Source organism: Rhizobium sp. S163 (genome assembly GCF_030380805.1).
Taxonomy (GTDB): domain Bacteria; phylum Pseudomonadota; class Alphaproteobacteria; order Rhizobiales; family Rhizobiaceae; genus Rhizobium.
Map to the genome: position 1 here is coordinate 151,570 of NZ_JAUDSA010000003.1, position 13,760 is coordinate 165,329.

At 61.6% G+C, this 13,760-nt stretch carries 12 protein-coding genes; 10 read left to right on the forward strand and 2 right to left on the reverse strand.

Translation table 11 applies throughout. The features are described from left to right. On the reverse strand, positions 1-1,290 hold the full coding sequence (gene gltA, locus QTL96_RS00855; RefSeq protein ID WP_112945686.1) for a citrate synthase: 1,290 nt from the start codon (positions 1,288-1,290) through the stop codon (positions 1-3). 393 nt (positions 1,291-1,683) lie between these two features. Between gltA and QTL96_RS00860 the strand changes: the two genes are divergently transcribed. Beyond that, a complete protein-coding gene (locus tag QTL96_RS00860) occupies positions 1,684-4,029 on the forward strand; it encodes a ComEC/Rec2 family competence protein (protein ID WP_289726336.1) in 2,346 nt (781 codons plus the stop codon). Here QTL96_RS00860 and lexA read toward each other — a convergent pair. Continuing rightward, on the reverse strand, positions 4,010-4,735 hold the full coding sequence (gene lexA, locus QTL96_RS00865) for a transcriptional repressor LexA (RefSeq protein WP_018899995.1): 726 nt from the start codon (positions 4,733-4,735) through the stop codon (positions 4,010-4,012). The two genes, QTL96_RS00860 and lexA, sit on opposite strands and share 20 nt — an antisense overlap. Positions 4,736-4,934: 199 nt before the next feature. Between lexA and QTL96_RS00870 the strand changes: the two genes are divergently transcribed. The 9 genes from QTL96_RS00870 to QTL96_RS00910 all read left to right on the forward strand — a co-directional run bounded on the left by QTL96_RS00870 (position 4,935) and on the right by QTL96_RS00910 (position 13,750). Continuing rightward, on the forward strand, positions 4,935-5,819 hold the full coding sequence (locus QTL96_RS00870; protein ID WP_289726337.1) for a VOC family protein: 885 nt from the start codon (positions 4,935-4,937) through the stop codon (positions 5,817-5,819). Beyond that, positions 5,816-6,658: a 3-deoxy-8-phosphooctulonate synthase gene (gene kdsA / locus QTL96_RS00875; RefSeq protein ID WP_112945682.1), complete on the forward strand. Its 843-nt coding sequence runs from the start codon at positions 5,816-5,818 to the stop codon at positions 6,656-6,658. The genes QTL96_RS00870 and kdsA overlap by 4 nt, the downstream gene beginning before the upstream one ends. Positions 6,659-6,811: 153 nt before the next feature. After that, complete coding sequence (eno, locus tag QTL96_RS00880) at positions 6,812-8,086, forward strand: phosphopyruvate hydratase (RefSeq protein ID WP_018899992.1); 1,275 nt, start codon at positions 6,812-6,814, stop codon at positions 8,084-8,086. Positions 8,087-8,226: 140 nt separating this feature from the next. Beyond that, positions 8,227-8,547 carry a septum formation initiator family protein gene (locus QTL96_RS00885; protein ID WP_018899991.1) on the forward strand — a complete coding sequence of 107 codons (321 nt, stop codon included), beginning with the start codon at positions 8,227-8,229 and terminating at the stop codon, positions 8,545-8,547. A gap of 146 nt (positions 8,548-8,693) precedes the next feature. After that, the gene (pdhA, locus tag QTL96_RS00890) at positions 8,694-9,740 is read left to right on the forward strand and encodes a pyruvate dehydrogenase (acetyl-transferring) E1 component subunit alpha (protein ID WP_018899990.1); all 1,047 of its coding nucleotides are present in this window, start codon (positions 8,694-8,696) and stop codon (positions 9,738-9,740) included. Between the two features lie 17 nt (positions 9,741-9,757). Continuing rightward, positions 9,758-11,140: a pyruvate dehydrogenase complex E1 component subunit beta gene (locus QTL96_RS00895; RefSeq protein ID WP_018899989.1), complete on the forward strand. Its 1,383-nt coding sequence runs from the start codon at positions 9,758-9,760 to the stop codon at positions 11,138-11,140. Positions 11,141-11,158: 18 nt separating this feature from the next. Continuing rightward, positions 11,159-12,505, forward strand: a complete 1,347-nt coding sequence (locus tag QTL96_RS00900) for a pyruvate dehydrogenase complex dihydrolipoamide acetyltransferase (RefSeq protein ID WP_289726338.1) — start codon at positions 11,159-11,161, stop codon at positions 12,503-12,505. Between the two features lie 19 nt (positions 12,506-12,524). Beyond that, positions 12,525-13,166: an SGNH/GDSL hydrolase family protein gene (locus tag QTL96_RS00905; RefSeq protein ID WP_289726339.1), complete on the forward strand. Its 642-nt coding sequence runs from the start codon at positions 12,525-12,527 to the stop codon at positions 13,164-13,166. A gap of 2 nt (positions 13,167-13,168) precedes the next feature. Then, positions 13,169-13,750: a GNAT family N-acetyltransferase gene (locus QTL96_RS00910; protein WP_289726340.1), complete on the forward strand. Its 582-nt coding sequence runs from the start codon at positions 13,169-13,171 to the stop codon at positions 13,748-13,750. The last annotated feature ends 10 nt before the right edge of the window (positions 13,751-13,760 follow it).

A 13,760-nucleotide genomic window follows, 5' to 3' on the forward strand; every position in this document is an offset into this window, starting at 1 on the left:
TTAACGCTTGGAAACCGGAACGTAGTCGCGCTGCGCTTCGCCGATGTAGAGCTGGCGCGGACGGCCGATACGCTGCTGCGGATCTTCGATCATTTCGTTCCACTGTGCGATCCAGCCGACGGTGCGCGCGAGAGCGAACAGAACGGTGAACATGGTCGTGGGGAAGCCGAGAGCCTTGAGCGTGATACCCGAATAGAAGTCGATGTTCGGATAGAGCTTCTTCTCGATGAAGTATGGATCGGTCAGCGCGATGCGCTCGAGTTCCATGGCGACGTCGAGCAGCGGATCGTCCTTGATGCCGAGCTCGCCGAGCACTTCATGCGTCGTCTTCTGCATGATCTTGGCGCGCGGGTCGTAGTTCTTGTAGACGCGGTGGCCAAAGCCCATCAGGCGGAACGGATCGTTCTTGTCCTTGGCGCGGGCGATGTACTCAGGAATGCGGTCAACCGTGCCGATTTCCTGCAGCATGTTGAGAGCCGCTTCGTTGGCGCCGCCGTGAGCCGGGCCCCAGAGGCAGGCAATGCCGGCCGCGATGCAGGCGAACGGGTTTGCGCCCGAGGAGCCGGCGAGGCGAACGGTCGAAGTCGAAGCGTTCTGCTCGTGGTCGGCGTGCAGGATGAAGATGCGGTCCATGGCGCGGGCAAGCACCGGATTGACCACATATTCCTCGCAAGGAACAGCAAAGCACATGCGCAGGAAGTTCGACGCGTAGTCGAGGTCGTTCTTCGGGTAAACGAAGGGCTGGCCGATATGGTACTTGTAAGCCATGGCGGCGATCGTCGGCATTTTCGCGATCATGCGCAGCGAAGCGACCATGCGCTGGTGCGGATCGGTGATGTCGGTGCTGTCGTGGTAGAAGGCCGACAGAGCGCCGACGCAGCCGCACATGACGGCCATCGGATGCGCGTCGCGGCGGAAGCCGGTAAAGAAGCGGCTCATCTGCTCGTGCACCATGGTGTGATGCGTCACGCGATGGTCGAAGTCCTTCTTCTGCGCGGACGTCGGCAGTTCGCCGTAGAGAAGCAGGTAGCAGACTTCGAGGAAATCGCCCTGTTCGGCCAGCTGCTCGATCGGGTAACCGCGATGGAGCAGAACGCCCTCGTCGCCATCGATGTAAGTGATTTTCGATTCACAGGATGCGGTCGAGGTGAAACCAGGATCGTACGTGAAGGAAGCCGTGTTCTTGTAGAGGGCGCCGATATCGATGACATCAGGGCCGATCGTGCCGCTCTTGACCGGCAGGTCGACTGTTTTCTCACCGAGTTTCAGTGTTGCGCTTTGATCCGTCATTCTGATCCTCCAAACTGGCGGTTGGCGCCTTAAAAGCGCCATAGGGTTAAGCGTCGTCTGCGATAGCTATATGATCGCGCGCCTAATGCCAAGTTACCGTGATGCCATTTTGTGCATCGCAGTATCAACTTTTAAGCACTCCAGCGATGTCGTCTCCGCATAGCGGAAGTCAATGATAAACCTGACATTTTTGATGGTTTTATTTCCCGTTTGAATTCAAACGATTATAGTTGCGTTTAGGGTCCGCTGGCCTCATTCTGATTGCAGTTCAGGGTGGCTTTCGGGTGTCGTTGCATGCCGGAGTTGAATGGCAGTCACGTCGTTTTGATGCCACCCGAAGCGGCGCAAATTGCCAATTTGCCGACCGTAACAGGGCAAAATGCCCGTGCCATAATGACGCGCGCGCCATTGACGCAGTCAACGGCAGGTTTTCTGAGTCGCACAAGCCGGCAAGCCAACCGTCGGGCGACAGCTGCAGCGCAAGCATTCAGCACCGAATTCGACCACGGCCGCTCCTTCCTGGCGTCACCCGTCTTCCTCGGCGCTGGCGCCGTCGCCTGGTTCCGGCTCGCCGTCGATGTGCCCCCTATGCGGCTCCTAGCCTGGGCTATCCTTTTCGGTATCGTCTTCGTCTTGGCGGGCTCCGCGCGCGTCGCGACACGCCGTGTGGCGATCTCAGGCCTGCTTGTCGTCCTCGGTATGTTCGCGGCGCAACTCGAGACGTGGCGCGCTGATACCGTCGTTCTCGATACGGCGGTGACAACGACTGTGACCGGCCGCGTGGAACGGCGGGAGGGCGACGATAACGGCCGCTGGCGCTATATCGTCAGGGTGACACGCACTGATGAGCCTGCGCTCAAGCGTCCGCCGCAGCAGGTCTCACTTGTCGCGCGTGCCGGTGAGCCCGTCGCGGTCGGCGGTTGGCTGACCGGCCGTGTGCGCCTGACGCCGCCGGCGGGACCGGCGTTGCCCGAACTCAACGATTTCGCCTTCTCTGCCTATTTCGACGGCATTGGCGCCAACGGCTTCTTCTACGGCGTTCCGCAGCCCAACCCCTCGCAGGCGGATGCCATCGATCTCTCCGCCGTCGATCGCGCCATGGAATGGCTCTACGGTTTGCGCAGCAGCATCGGCGACCGTATCCGCAGCATCCTGCCTGGCGACACCGGCGCCTTCGCCGCCTCGCTGGTCACCGACGAGAGACGTGCCATCTCCAACGAGACGACGGAGGCGTTGCGCCAATCCGGCCTCGCGCATATCGTGGCGATCTCGGGCCTCAACATGGCGCTGTCTGCAGGCATCTGCTTCGTCGGGCTGCGCCTGTTCTTCGGCCTCTTCCCCGGTTTCGCGCAGGCCTTTCCGACCAAGAAGCTCGCCGCCGGCAGCGCGCTTCTGGCGTTGACGGCCTATTACATGATCTCAGGCTTTGCCGTATCCGCCGAGCGCGCCTTCATCATGATGGCGATCATGCTGGTCGCCGTGCTGTTCGATCGCCCCTCGATCAGCCTGCGCAACATCGCGCTCTCGGCGCTGCTGATCATCCTGATGTCGCCATCGGAGGTGCTGGGCCCCAGCTTCCAGATGTCCTACGCCGCAACGCTGGCGCTGGTCGCAGGCTTTGCCGTCTGGACCAGGAGACGGCACCGAGAGAGCGTCTTCCTGACGCACCCCGCAATTAAGCCGGTTATGGCCACGTTCCGCTTCTTCGGCGGCATCGCGCTGACCTCGATGATCGGTGGTTTCTCGACGGCGCTGTTTTCGATCGAGCATTTTCACAGGCTGAGCGGCTACGGCCTGCCCGCCAACCTGCTCGCCATGCCCGTCATCTCCTTCATCGTCATGCCCTTCGGAATGCTCGCGATGTTGGCGACGCCCTTTGGCCTCGATGCGGCGCCATGGATCGTCGCCGGCTTCGGGCTGGATCTGGTGATCGATATCGCCAAGATGGTTTCCGGCTGGGGCGGCAGTGTCGATATCGGGCGGATACCGGAGTGGTATTTTGCGCTAGCCGTCCTCGGCTTCCTCGTCTGGGGTCTGATGCGCACACGCCTGCGATGGATCGGCGCTGCGGTTGCCGCGCTAGCAACGCTTGTCGTCGTCCTGCTCCCGGCCGCACCGGCGCCAGAGCTGGTTGTCTCCGAGGATGGAAGCCTCGTGGCATCAGTCAAGAGCGACAGCCTCGCCAGCAACCGCGAACGGCCGCCCGACTTCATCTTCGGGCAATGGCAGCGCGCGCTCGCCATCGAAGACCACAAGCCGCCCGAGATGCTCGACGGCGAGGCCTTGCCCATTCTGAGAAGGGGCGAGCCAAGGCCAAGACTGACGTTGAAACAACAACGCGAAGCCCGCGCCATGATGCGCGCTGCTGCGGCTTCCACAAACGACAATGGCTTCCAATGCCTCAAAACGGCCTGGTGCGTGACAGCGCTCGACAGCGGCTACATCATCGCGACGCTCGAAAACGCCGCCTATCTCGGTCCCGCCTGCGATGTGGCCGATATCGTCATCACGCCGGTGCGCCTCCGCCAGGCGACATGCCGCTCCGGCGCAATGCTATTGACCGGCGAAACCCTCAGACGATCGGGCGCCGTTGAAATCCGCATCGACGAGCAGGGGACACCCGTCGTCAAAGCAGCCTATGAAAGTCTCGGTCGCCCCTGGATGCGCCATCGCGCCTATGACTGGCGCAACGACAGCTTCAGCGATGATCCGTCACCACTCAGTGATACCGGCGAATAAGCCCGACGAGCTTGCCCTGAACCTTGACGCGGTCAGGCCCGAAAATGCGGGTCTCATAAGCCGGGTTGGCCGCCTCAAGCGCGATCGACGCGCCCTTGCGGCGGAAACGCTTCAGCGTTGCCTCTTCATCGTCGACAAGCGCCACGACGATATCGCCGGGGTTGGCGGTGTTGCCGTTGCGGATGATGACGGTGTCGCCGTCGAAAATGCCGGCTTCGATCATCGAGTCGCCCTTGACCTCGAGCGCATAATGCTCGCCGGAGCCGAGCATGTCGGCGGGGACGGTGATGTCGTGGGTGTTGTTCTGGATCGCCGAGATCGGCACACCGGCAGCGATGCGGCCCATGACGGGAACGGAAGCCGAGTTGCCGTTGTCGGCGCTTGGCGCGGCTTTCGGGGCAGGGGCTGCGGCCACCGGCTGCGGTTTGCCGAGGCTGCCCTCGATGACGCTCGGCGAAAAGCCGCGTCGCGGCTGCAGGCTCGGATTATAGGCCTCCGGCAGCTTGATGACCTCAAGCGCGCGCGCCCGGTTAGGCAGCCGGCGAATGAAGCCGCGCTCTTCCAGAGCCGTGATCAGCCGGTGAATGCCGGATTTTGATGCGAGATCGAGTGCATCCTTCATTTCGTCGAAGGATGGCGGAACGCCCGACTCTTTCATCCGCTCATGAATGAACAGAAGCAGTTCTTGTTGCTTGCGTGTCAGCATCGAAATGAACCCCAGAGTCGTGAAACAAAGCCAGAACGGACACTATATGTTCCATATGTGTTCCGCAAGTGCCTAAATTTTCGTAAAACTTGGCTCGGAATCGTCGCGATTTTGCACTTCATTCGATTTAACCGCGCTCGCCTCTTGCATTGTGGCGAAAGCCAGCGCACATCTCTGCCGATTTCGGGAGGATTTGCTGATGCGTGACCCCCATCCTCTGGACCACGTGGTGCTGCCGGTCGTCAATATCGAGATGGCGCGCGAGCGCCTGGGCAAGCTCGGTTTCACCGTCGCCGTCGATGCGCGGCACCCATTCGGCACCGAGAATGCCTGCGTCTTCTTCGCCGACAAAACCTATCTCGAGCCGCTCGGCGTCGCCAGTCTGGAGACTTACGAGGCGGCCATAGGAGACGGCAACGTTTTCACCGCTCGCGACCGCGCCTTTCGCTTCCGCTGCGGCGACGACGGCTTGTCGGCTATCGTCTTCGGCACGCCGGATGCCGATAGCGATCACGCCCGCTTTACTGCCGATAGCATGAGCGGCGGCGACATGCTAGAGTTCGCCCGGCAGATGAAGATGCCGGATGGTTCCGAGGCGACCGCCGCGTTCCGCCTCGCTTTCGCGGCCGATCTACGCGCGCCCGATTTCTTCCTCTTCGCCTGCCAGCGCGTCAACCCCCTGCCCAGCGACCGCAAGGCGTTGGAAACGCACGCGAACGGCGTTTTGGGCATCTTGTCGATCGTGCTCTCGTCGTCCGATCCGAAGGCGTTCGCGCCGCTGTTGCAGTTGGCGTCTGATGCGCAGGCGACCCGCGAGGAGGCGTTCGGTGTCAGCCTCGATGCCGGCAACGCCTGTATCAATATCCTGTCGCCGGATGGCTTGAACGCCTACTACGATCTCTCCGAGCCCAAGGCCGATCGCGGCTTGCGCGGCGCGGCGATTGTCTTTTCCGTTGCCGATCTCGCCGTGACAGAGGCGCATTTGGCTGCTAACGGGATCACCTATACACGCAAGAACAATCGAATTCTGGTGAAGGCCGCACCCGGCCAGGGTGCGCTCTTCGCCTTCGAGGAGAAACGATGACTGAAACCAATTCCGAAGTGGCCGTTGGCGAAGGCGCCGGCCGTGTGGTGTTTTCCAACGCCGGCAAGCTGTCGCTGATCGCCGGCCCCTGCCAGATGGAAAGCCGCGACCATGCCTTCATGATCGCCGGCACGCTGAAGGAGCTCTGCGACAAGCTCGGCATCGGCCTTGTCTACAAGTCCTCCTTCGATAAGGCCAACCGCACGTCGCTGTCGGCCCAGCGCGGCATCGGGCTTGAAACGGCGCTTGAGGTGTTCGCCGATCTCAAGAAGGAATACGGTTTTCCTGTCTTGACCGACATCCACACCGAGGAGCAGTGCGCCGAAGTCGCCACTGTCGTCGATGTGCTGCAGATCCCGGCCTTCCTTAGCCGGCAGACGGACCTGCTGGTCGCCGCCGCCAAGACCGGCCGCGCCATCAACGTCAAGAAGGGCCAGTTCCTGGCGCCTTGGGACATGAAGAACGTGCTTGCCAAGCTGAATGCCAGCGGCAACCCGAACATCATGCTGTGCGAACGCGGCGCTTCCTTCGGCTACAACACGCTGGTCTCCGACATGCGCTCGCTGCCGATCATGGAAGCCATGGGCGCGCCTGTTGTTTTCGACGCGACCCATTCGGTGCAGCAGCCGGGCGGGCAGGGCGGCTCCAGTGGCGGGCAGCGCGAATTCGTGGAAACGCTGGCGCGTGCCGCCGTTGCCGTCGGTGTCGCCGGTGTGTTCGTCGAGACGCACGAAGATCCCGACAACGCGCCGTCGGATGGCCCGAACATGGTCTATCTCAAGGATATGCCGCGCCTGCTTGAGAAGCTGCTGGCCTTCGACGCCATCGCCAAGGGCTGACGTTCAAAAGACTGACACGTTCGTGTATTAGGCCACGAGGAATAAAGCGGCGAAGCATGCGCAAAACGGCCCTAAACTGCCATTGTAATTTGCGCATCTTCGATTAAAGACGAATTTCAAACGATTTATCCACCCTCAAGCAGAGAAGAGCCGATGACCGCTATTACCGATATTATCGCCCGCGAGATTCTCGACAGCCGTGGTAATCCCACCGTCGAAGTCGATGTCTATCTCGAAGATGGCAGCATGGGCCGCGCCGCCGTTCCGTCGGGCGCGTCGACCGGCGCGCACGAAGCCGTCGAACTTCGCGATGGTGGCAAGCGTTATCTCGGCAAGGGTGTCGAAAAGGCCGTCGAAGCTGCCAACACGGAAATCTTCGACGCCATCGGCGGCATCGACGCTGAAAACCAGATCCAGATCGACAACATCATGATCGAGCTGGACGGCACGCCGAACAAGTCGCGTCTCGGCGCCAACGCCATCCTCGGCGTTTCGCTCGCCGTTGCCAAGGCTGCCGCTGAAGCTGCCGGCCTGCCGCTCTACCGCTACGTTGGTGGCGCTTCCGCGCACCTGCTGCCGGTTCCGATGATGAACATCATCAACGGCGGCGCGCATGCCGACAACCCGATCGACTTCCAGGAATTCATGATTCTGCCGGTTGGCGCTGATTCCATCCGCGAAGCCGTTCGCATGGGCTCTGAAGTCTTCCACACGCTCCGCAAGGAACTCGCGGCCCAGGGTCATAACACCAACGTCGGCGACGAAGGCGGTTTCGCACCGGGCCTGAAGAGCGCTCCGGAAGCCCTCGACTTCATCATGAAGTCGATCGAGAAAGCCGGCTACAAGCCTGGCGAAGACATCCATCTCGGCCTCGACTGCGCCTCGACCGAATTTTTTAAGGACGGCAAGTACGTTCTCGAAGGCGAAGGCCGCACGCTGGAGCCGGGCGCAATGGCTGAATACCTGGCGCAGCTCGCTGCCCAGTACCCGATCATCTCGATCGAAGACGGCATGGCCGAAGACGACTGGGATGGCTGGAAGGCTCTGACGGATCTGGCCGGCAAGAAGGTTCAGCTGGTCGGCGACGATCTCTTCGTCACCAACTCGGCTCGCCTGCGCGACGGTATCAAGATGGGCGTCGCCAACTCGATCCTCGTCAAGGTCAACCAGATCGGTTCGCTGACGGAAACGCTCGACGCCGTCAACACCGCGCACAAGGCAGCCTACACCGCCGTCATGTCTCACCGTTCGGGCGAAACCGAAGATTCGACGATTGCCGATCTCGCCGTTGCCACCAACTGCGGTCAGATCAAGACCGGCTCGCTGTCGCGCTCGGATCGTCTTGCCAAGTACAACCAGCTGATCCGCATCGAAGAAGGTCTCGGCCCGCAGGCGCAGTACGCCGGCCGTTCGATCATCCGCGGCTAAGATCGTCTGCATTTCAAGCATTTGGAACCCGCGCCTTCACCGGCGCGGGTTTTTTGTTGCGCCGCGTTCATAGTCAACGGACGGTTAATCTCTGCCCGGTAGTCTTCTGGTCAAGGGTAATGCGTTTCGAGAATGCGTGTATGTGGACCAAGCATCATAAGAAGAAAAAGATCGGCCGTTTCGTCATCCCGGCGATGACGGTCGCGTTTCTCTCCTACTTCGGCTACCATTGCATCCATGGCGACTACGGCCTGCGCGCGACCGAAGTGTTCGAGCGTCAGCGCATCACGCGCGAAAGAGAGTTGGCCGTGCTTAAAAATAAGCGCGAACACCTTGAAAAGCAGGTGGCGCTCCTAAGTGATGGTTCCATGGATAAGGACATGCTGGACGAGAAGGCCCGTCTTCAGCTGAACTTTTCCCGCGCCGACGAGATCGTCATATTCAATCATTATTCGAATTAACCGGATTCCGGTTAATCGAAATAAATTGATATTTATCAACAGCTTGCGCCAGAATATGAGCCATGCATTTATGGCATTGCTGTGGCGAAAATTCTTCCCTATGGTGCGCACCACCCAAGAACCGATAAACCCATAGGGAGGGTTGAATGGCTCCGCGAAAAAACGCGACCGTTTCCAGCCGTAAGACAAGCGCAAAGCCTGCAGCCAAGGCATCGAATGGTGGCCCGGTGGCCGATTTCGATCGTGACGAAGAGCTCAAGGCCTATCGCGAAATGCTGCTCATCCGCCGTTTCGAAGAGAAGGCGGGCCAGCTTTACGGCATGGGCTTCATCGGCGGTTTCTGTCACCTTTATATCGGCCAGGAAGCTGTCGTCGTCGGCATGCAGATGGCGCAGAAGGAAGGTGATCAGGTCATCACCGCTTACCGCGACCACGGTCACATGCTGGCAACCGGCATGACCGCACGCGGCGTCATGGCCGAGCTGACCGGCCGCATCGACGGCTACTCCCGTGGCAAGGGCGGCTCGATGCACATGTTCTCCAAGGAGAAGCATTTCTACGGCGGTCACGGCATCGTCGGCGCCCAGGTGTCGCTCGGCACCGGTCTCGCCTTCGCCAACCGCTATCGCGGCAATGACAGCGTCTCGATCGCCTATTTCGGTGACGGCGCAGCCAACCAGGGCCAGGTCTACGAGAGCTTCAACATGGCTGCTCTCTGGAAGCTCCCGATCATCTACATCATCGAGAACAACCGTTACGCCATGGGCACGTCCACGGCCCGCGCCACGGCGCAGTCGAACTACTCGCTGCGCGGTTCCGGCTTCGGCATTCCCGGCGTCCAGGTCGACGGCATGGATGTTCGCGCCGTCAAGGCTGCGGCCGACGAGGCGCTCGAGCATTGCCGTTCCGGCAAGGGTCCGATCATTCTCGAAATGCTGACCTATCGCTATCGCGGTCACTCCATGTCCGACCCGGCCAAGTATCGCTCCAAGGAAGAAGTGCAGAAGATGCGCTCCGAGCAGGATCCGATCGAGCAGGTCAAGGCGCGCCTCATCGAAAAGGGCTGGGCCTCAGAGGACGATCTCAAGGCGGTCGACAAGGACGTTCGCGACATCGTCGCCGATAGCGCCGACTTCGCCCAGGCCGCACCGGAGCCGGATGCATCCGAGCTCTACACCGACATTCTGCTGTAATCGGGGAGGGTAGACCCATGCCAATCGATATTCTCATGCCCGCCCTCTCTCCGACGATGGAAGAAGGCACGCTGTCCAAGTGGCTGAAGCAGGAAGGTGACAAGGTCACCTCCGGCGACATCATTGCCGAAATCGAAACCGACAAGGCGACGATGGAAGTCGAAGCCGTCGACGAAGGCGTCATCGGCAAGCTGCTCGTTGCAGCCGGCACCGAAGGCGTCAAGGTGAACGCCAAAATCGCTGTTCTCCTGCAGGACGGCGAATCCGCATCCGACATCTCGGCTGCACCTGCTGCTGCCGCACCGGCCGCCACTGAGGCACCGAAGGCTGCTGAAGCGCCTGCCGCTGCTGCAGCTCCGGTTCCCGCCGAGCCCAAGGCTCAGGTTCCGAACGATCCTGAAATCCCCGCCGGCACCGAAATGGTCTCCATGACCGTGCGCGAAGCGCTTCGCGACGCCATGGCCGAGGAAATGCGCGCCGACGACAACGTCTTCGTCATGGGCGAGGAAGTGGCCGAATACCAGGGCGCGTACAAGGTGACCCAGGGTCTGCTGCAGGAATTCGGCGCCCGCCGTGTCATCGACACCCCGATCACCGAGCACGGCTTTGCCGGCGTCGGCGTCGGTGCTGCGATGTCCGGCCTGAAGCCGATCGTCGAGTTCATGACCTTCAACTTCGCCATGCAGGCGATCGACCAGATCATCAATTCCGCCGCCAAGACGCTCTACATGTCCGGCGGCCAGATGGGTGCACCGATCGTGTTCCGTGGCCCGAACGGTGCCGCTGCCCGCGTCGGCGCCCAGCACAGCCAGGACTACTCGGCCTGGTACAGCCAGATCCCGGGCCTCAAGGTCGTCATGCCCTACACGGCATCCGACGCCAAGGGCCTGCTCAAGGCTGCTATCCGCGATCCGAACCCGGTCGTCTTCCTTGAAAACGAAATCCTCTACGGTCAGCACTTCGACGTGCCGAAGATGGACGATTTCGTTCTCCCGATCGGCAAGGCCCGCATCCACCGTCAGGGCAAGGACGTCACGATCGTCTCCTTCGGTATCGGCATGACCTATGCCACCAAGGCTGTCGCCGAACTCGAAAAGATCGGCATCGACGTCGAACTGATCGACCTGCGCACGCTGCGTCCGATGGACCTGCCGACCGTGATCGAATCGGTCAAGAAGACCGGCCGTCTCGTCACCGTCGAGGAAGGCTACCCGCAGAACTCGGTCGGTACCGAAATCGCCACCCGCGTCATGCAGCAGGCTTTCGATTATCTCGATGCGCCGGTTCTGACGATCGCTGGCAAGGACGTTCCGATGCCTTACGCCGCCAACCTCGAAAAGCTTGCGCTGCCAAGCGTCGACGAAGTCGTCCAGGCCGTGAAAGCCGTCTGCTACAAGTAACAAGGGAAGGGTATTTCGATGCCTATCAACATCACGATGCCTGCCCTGTCTCCGACCATGGAAGAGGGCAACCTCGCCAAGTGGCTGGTCAAGGAAGGCGATACGGTTAAGTCTGGCGATGTCATCGCCGAGATCGAAACCGACAAGGCGACGATGGAAGTCGAAGCGGTCGACGAAGGTGTCGTCGCCAAGCTCGTCGTTCCCGCCGGCACCGAAGGCGTCAAGGTCAATGCCTTGATCGCCGTTCTGGCCGCCGATGGCGAAGATGTCGCTGCTGCCGCAAGCGGCGCTGGCTCGGCTGCTCCGGCACCGAAGGCTGCCGAAGCGCCGAAGGCCGAGGGAAAGACCGAAGCCGCTCCGGCTCCGGCCGCAGCCCCCGCGGCTGCTCCTGCACCAGCAGCAGCGCCTGCCGCTGCTTCCACCGGCAACCGCACCTTCTCCTCGCCGCTGGCGCGTCGTCTGGCGAAGGAAGCCGGTATCGATCTCGCAGCTGTCGCAGGCTCCGGCCCGTATGGCCGGGTCGTCAAGAGCGACGTCGAAGCTGCTGTCGCTGGTGGTGGTGCAAAGGCTGCATCTGCCGCTGCTCCGCAGGCTGCCGCACCGGCTCCTGCCGCCGCACCGAAGGGCGCATCCGACGAGACCGTTCTCAAGCTGTTCGAGCCGGGTTCCTACGAACTCGTGCCGCATGACGGCATGCGCAAGGTCATCGCCAAGCGCCTGGTCGAATCCAAGCAGACCGTGCCGCACTTCTACGTCACCGTGGATTGCGAGCTCGATGCGCTGCTGGCGCTGCGCGCCCAGCTCAACGACGCCGCTCCTCGCAAGGAAGGCGCGCCGGCCTACAAGCTGTCGGTCAACGACATGGTCATCAAGGCCATGGCGCTTGCATTGCGCGACGTTCCGGATGCCAACGTCTCCTGGACCGAAGCCAACATGGTCAAGCACAAGCACGCCGACGTCGGCGTTGCTGTCTCGATCCCGGGCGGCCTGATCACCCCGATCATCCGCAAGGCCGAGGAAAAGACCCTGTCGGCCATCTCCAACGAGATGCGTGACCTCGGCAAGCGTGCCAAGGACCGCAAGCTGAAGCCTGAGGAATATCAGGGCGGCACCTCGTCGGTCTCCAACATGGGCATGATGGGCGTCAAGCACTTCGCCGCCGTCATCAATCCGCCGCACGCAACGATCCTCGCGGTCGGCGCGGGCGAGCAGCGCCCGGTCGTCAAGAACGGCCAGCTGGCCGTCGCAACCGTGATGACGGTCACGCTGTCGACCGACCACCGCTGCGTCGATGGCGCATTGGGCGCGGAGCTGCTGCAGGCGTTCAAGGGCTACATCGAAAACCCGATGGGCATGCTCGTCTGATCAAACGGCGGAGGCGGAAATGACGAAGACCGTTCTTTGCTATGGTGATAGCCTGACCTGGGGTTATGACGCCGCGTCCGTCGGCCGTCATGAGTACAAGGATCGTTGGCCGAGTGCGCTTCAGGCTGCACTCGGCAACGAGGTCCGGGTCATCGCCGAAGGATTGAACGGGCGTACCACCGCCTTCGACGACCATCTGGCCGATTGCGACCGCAACGGCGCCCGTGTCCTGCCGACCATCCTGCAGACGCATGCGCCGCTCGATCTCGTCATTCTGCTCCTCGGCACCAACGACATGAAGAATGTCGTGGCCGGATCGGCCTTCGCCGCCTGCCAGGGTATTGCCCGGCTGGTGCGGTTGATCCGCAACCACGCCTGGCCGTTCGACTTCGACGTGCCGGATATCCTGATCGTCGCGCCGCCGAGGATCTGCGAGACGGCCAACGTGCCCTTCGCGGCCTCCTTCATCGGCGGCATCGAGAAATCGGCGATGCTGGCGACGCTCTATCGGGATCTTGCTGACGAACTCGGCTGCGGTTTCTTCGACGGCAATTCGGTCGCCAAGACGACGCCGCTCGACGGCATCCATCTCGACGCCGACAATACCCGCGCTCTCGGGCGCGGCATGGAATCGACCGTACGGATGATGTTGGGGCTTTGACGGTGGCGTCTTTCGTGACGCTGCGTCCCGCCACACGGGATGACGCGGCCGAACTGGCGATCCTCTCGGACATCGCCTCGCATGGCTTCGCCTCCTGGCTCTGGCTGGGCGAACTGGGTGGCACCGGCAGCGATACGCCGATGGAGCTTGGCCGGCTGAAGATGCGTCAGGACGAAGGCTACGGCACATGGCGCCACGCGGTGCTGGCCGAAGCCTACGGAGAGGCGGCAGGCGCGGCGATCGGTTACGCGCTTGGCGATGACGTAAGGAACATGGAGGTCGACCGCGTGGCTTTGCAGCCGGTGATCGACCTGCAGAAGATGGTTGTTGGCAGCTGGTTCATTGCAACGCTCGGCGTCTATAGCCATCTGCGCGGCATCGGGATCGGCAGGGAAATACTTAGAGGTCAGATCGACAGGGCAGGGTCGCTGCCGGTCAGTCTGATCACCGCAAGCGACAATGAAGCGGCTCTGTCGCTTTACAAGAAGAATGGATTTTCGGAAGCGGCGCGCCAAAACGCAATGTCTCTTTTCGAAAGCAGCAGGAAACACGAGTGGGTGCTTCTCACCCGCGACGCCCGATAACAAAGGCAGG

Coding starts and splice junctions, on each gene's coding strand:
- QTL96_RS00905 (WP_289726339.1), top strand. CDS start 12,525: ATGACGAAGACCGTTCTTTGCTATGGTGATAGCCTGACCTGGGGTTAT.
- lexA (WP_018899995.1), bottom strand. CDS start 4,735: ATGCTGACACGCAAGCAACAAGAACTGCTTCTGTTCATTCATGAGCGG.
- QTL96_RS00895 (WP_018899989.1), top strand. CDS start 9,758: ATGCCAATCGATATTCTCATGCCCGCCCTCTCTCCGACGATGGAAGAA.
- pdhA (WP_018899990.1), top strand. CDS start 8,694: ATGGCTCCGCGAAAAAACGCGACCGTTTCCAGCCGTAAGACAAGCGCA.
- QTL96_RS00870 (WP_289726337.1), top strand. CDS start 4,935: ATGCGTGACCCCCATCCTCTGGACCACGTGGTGCTGCCGGTCGTCAAT.
- QTL96_RS00900 (WP_289726338.1), top strand. CDS start 11,159: ATGCCTATCAACATCACGATGCCTGCCCTGTCTCCGACCATGGAAGAG.
- kdsA (WP_112945682.1), top strand. CDS start 5,816: ATGACTGAAACCAATTCCGAAGTGGCCGTTGGCGAAGGCGCCGGCCGT.
- eno (WP_018899992.1), top strand. CDS start 6,812: ATGACCGCTATTACCGATATTATCGCCCGCGAGATTCTCGACAGCCGT.
- QTL96_RS00860 (WP_289726336.1), top strand. CDS start 1,684: ATGACGCGCGCGCCATTGACGCAGTCAACGGCAGGTTTTCTGAGTCGC.
- QTL96_RS00885 (WP_018899991.1), top strand. CDS start 8,227: ATGTGGACCAAGCATCATAAGAAGAAAAAGATCGGCCGTTTCGTCATC.
- gltA (WP_112945686.1), bottom strand. CDS start 1,290: ATGACGGATCAAAGCGCAACACTGAAACTCGGTGAGAAAACAGTCGAC.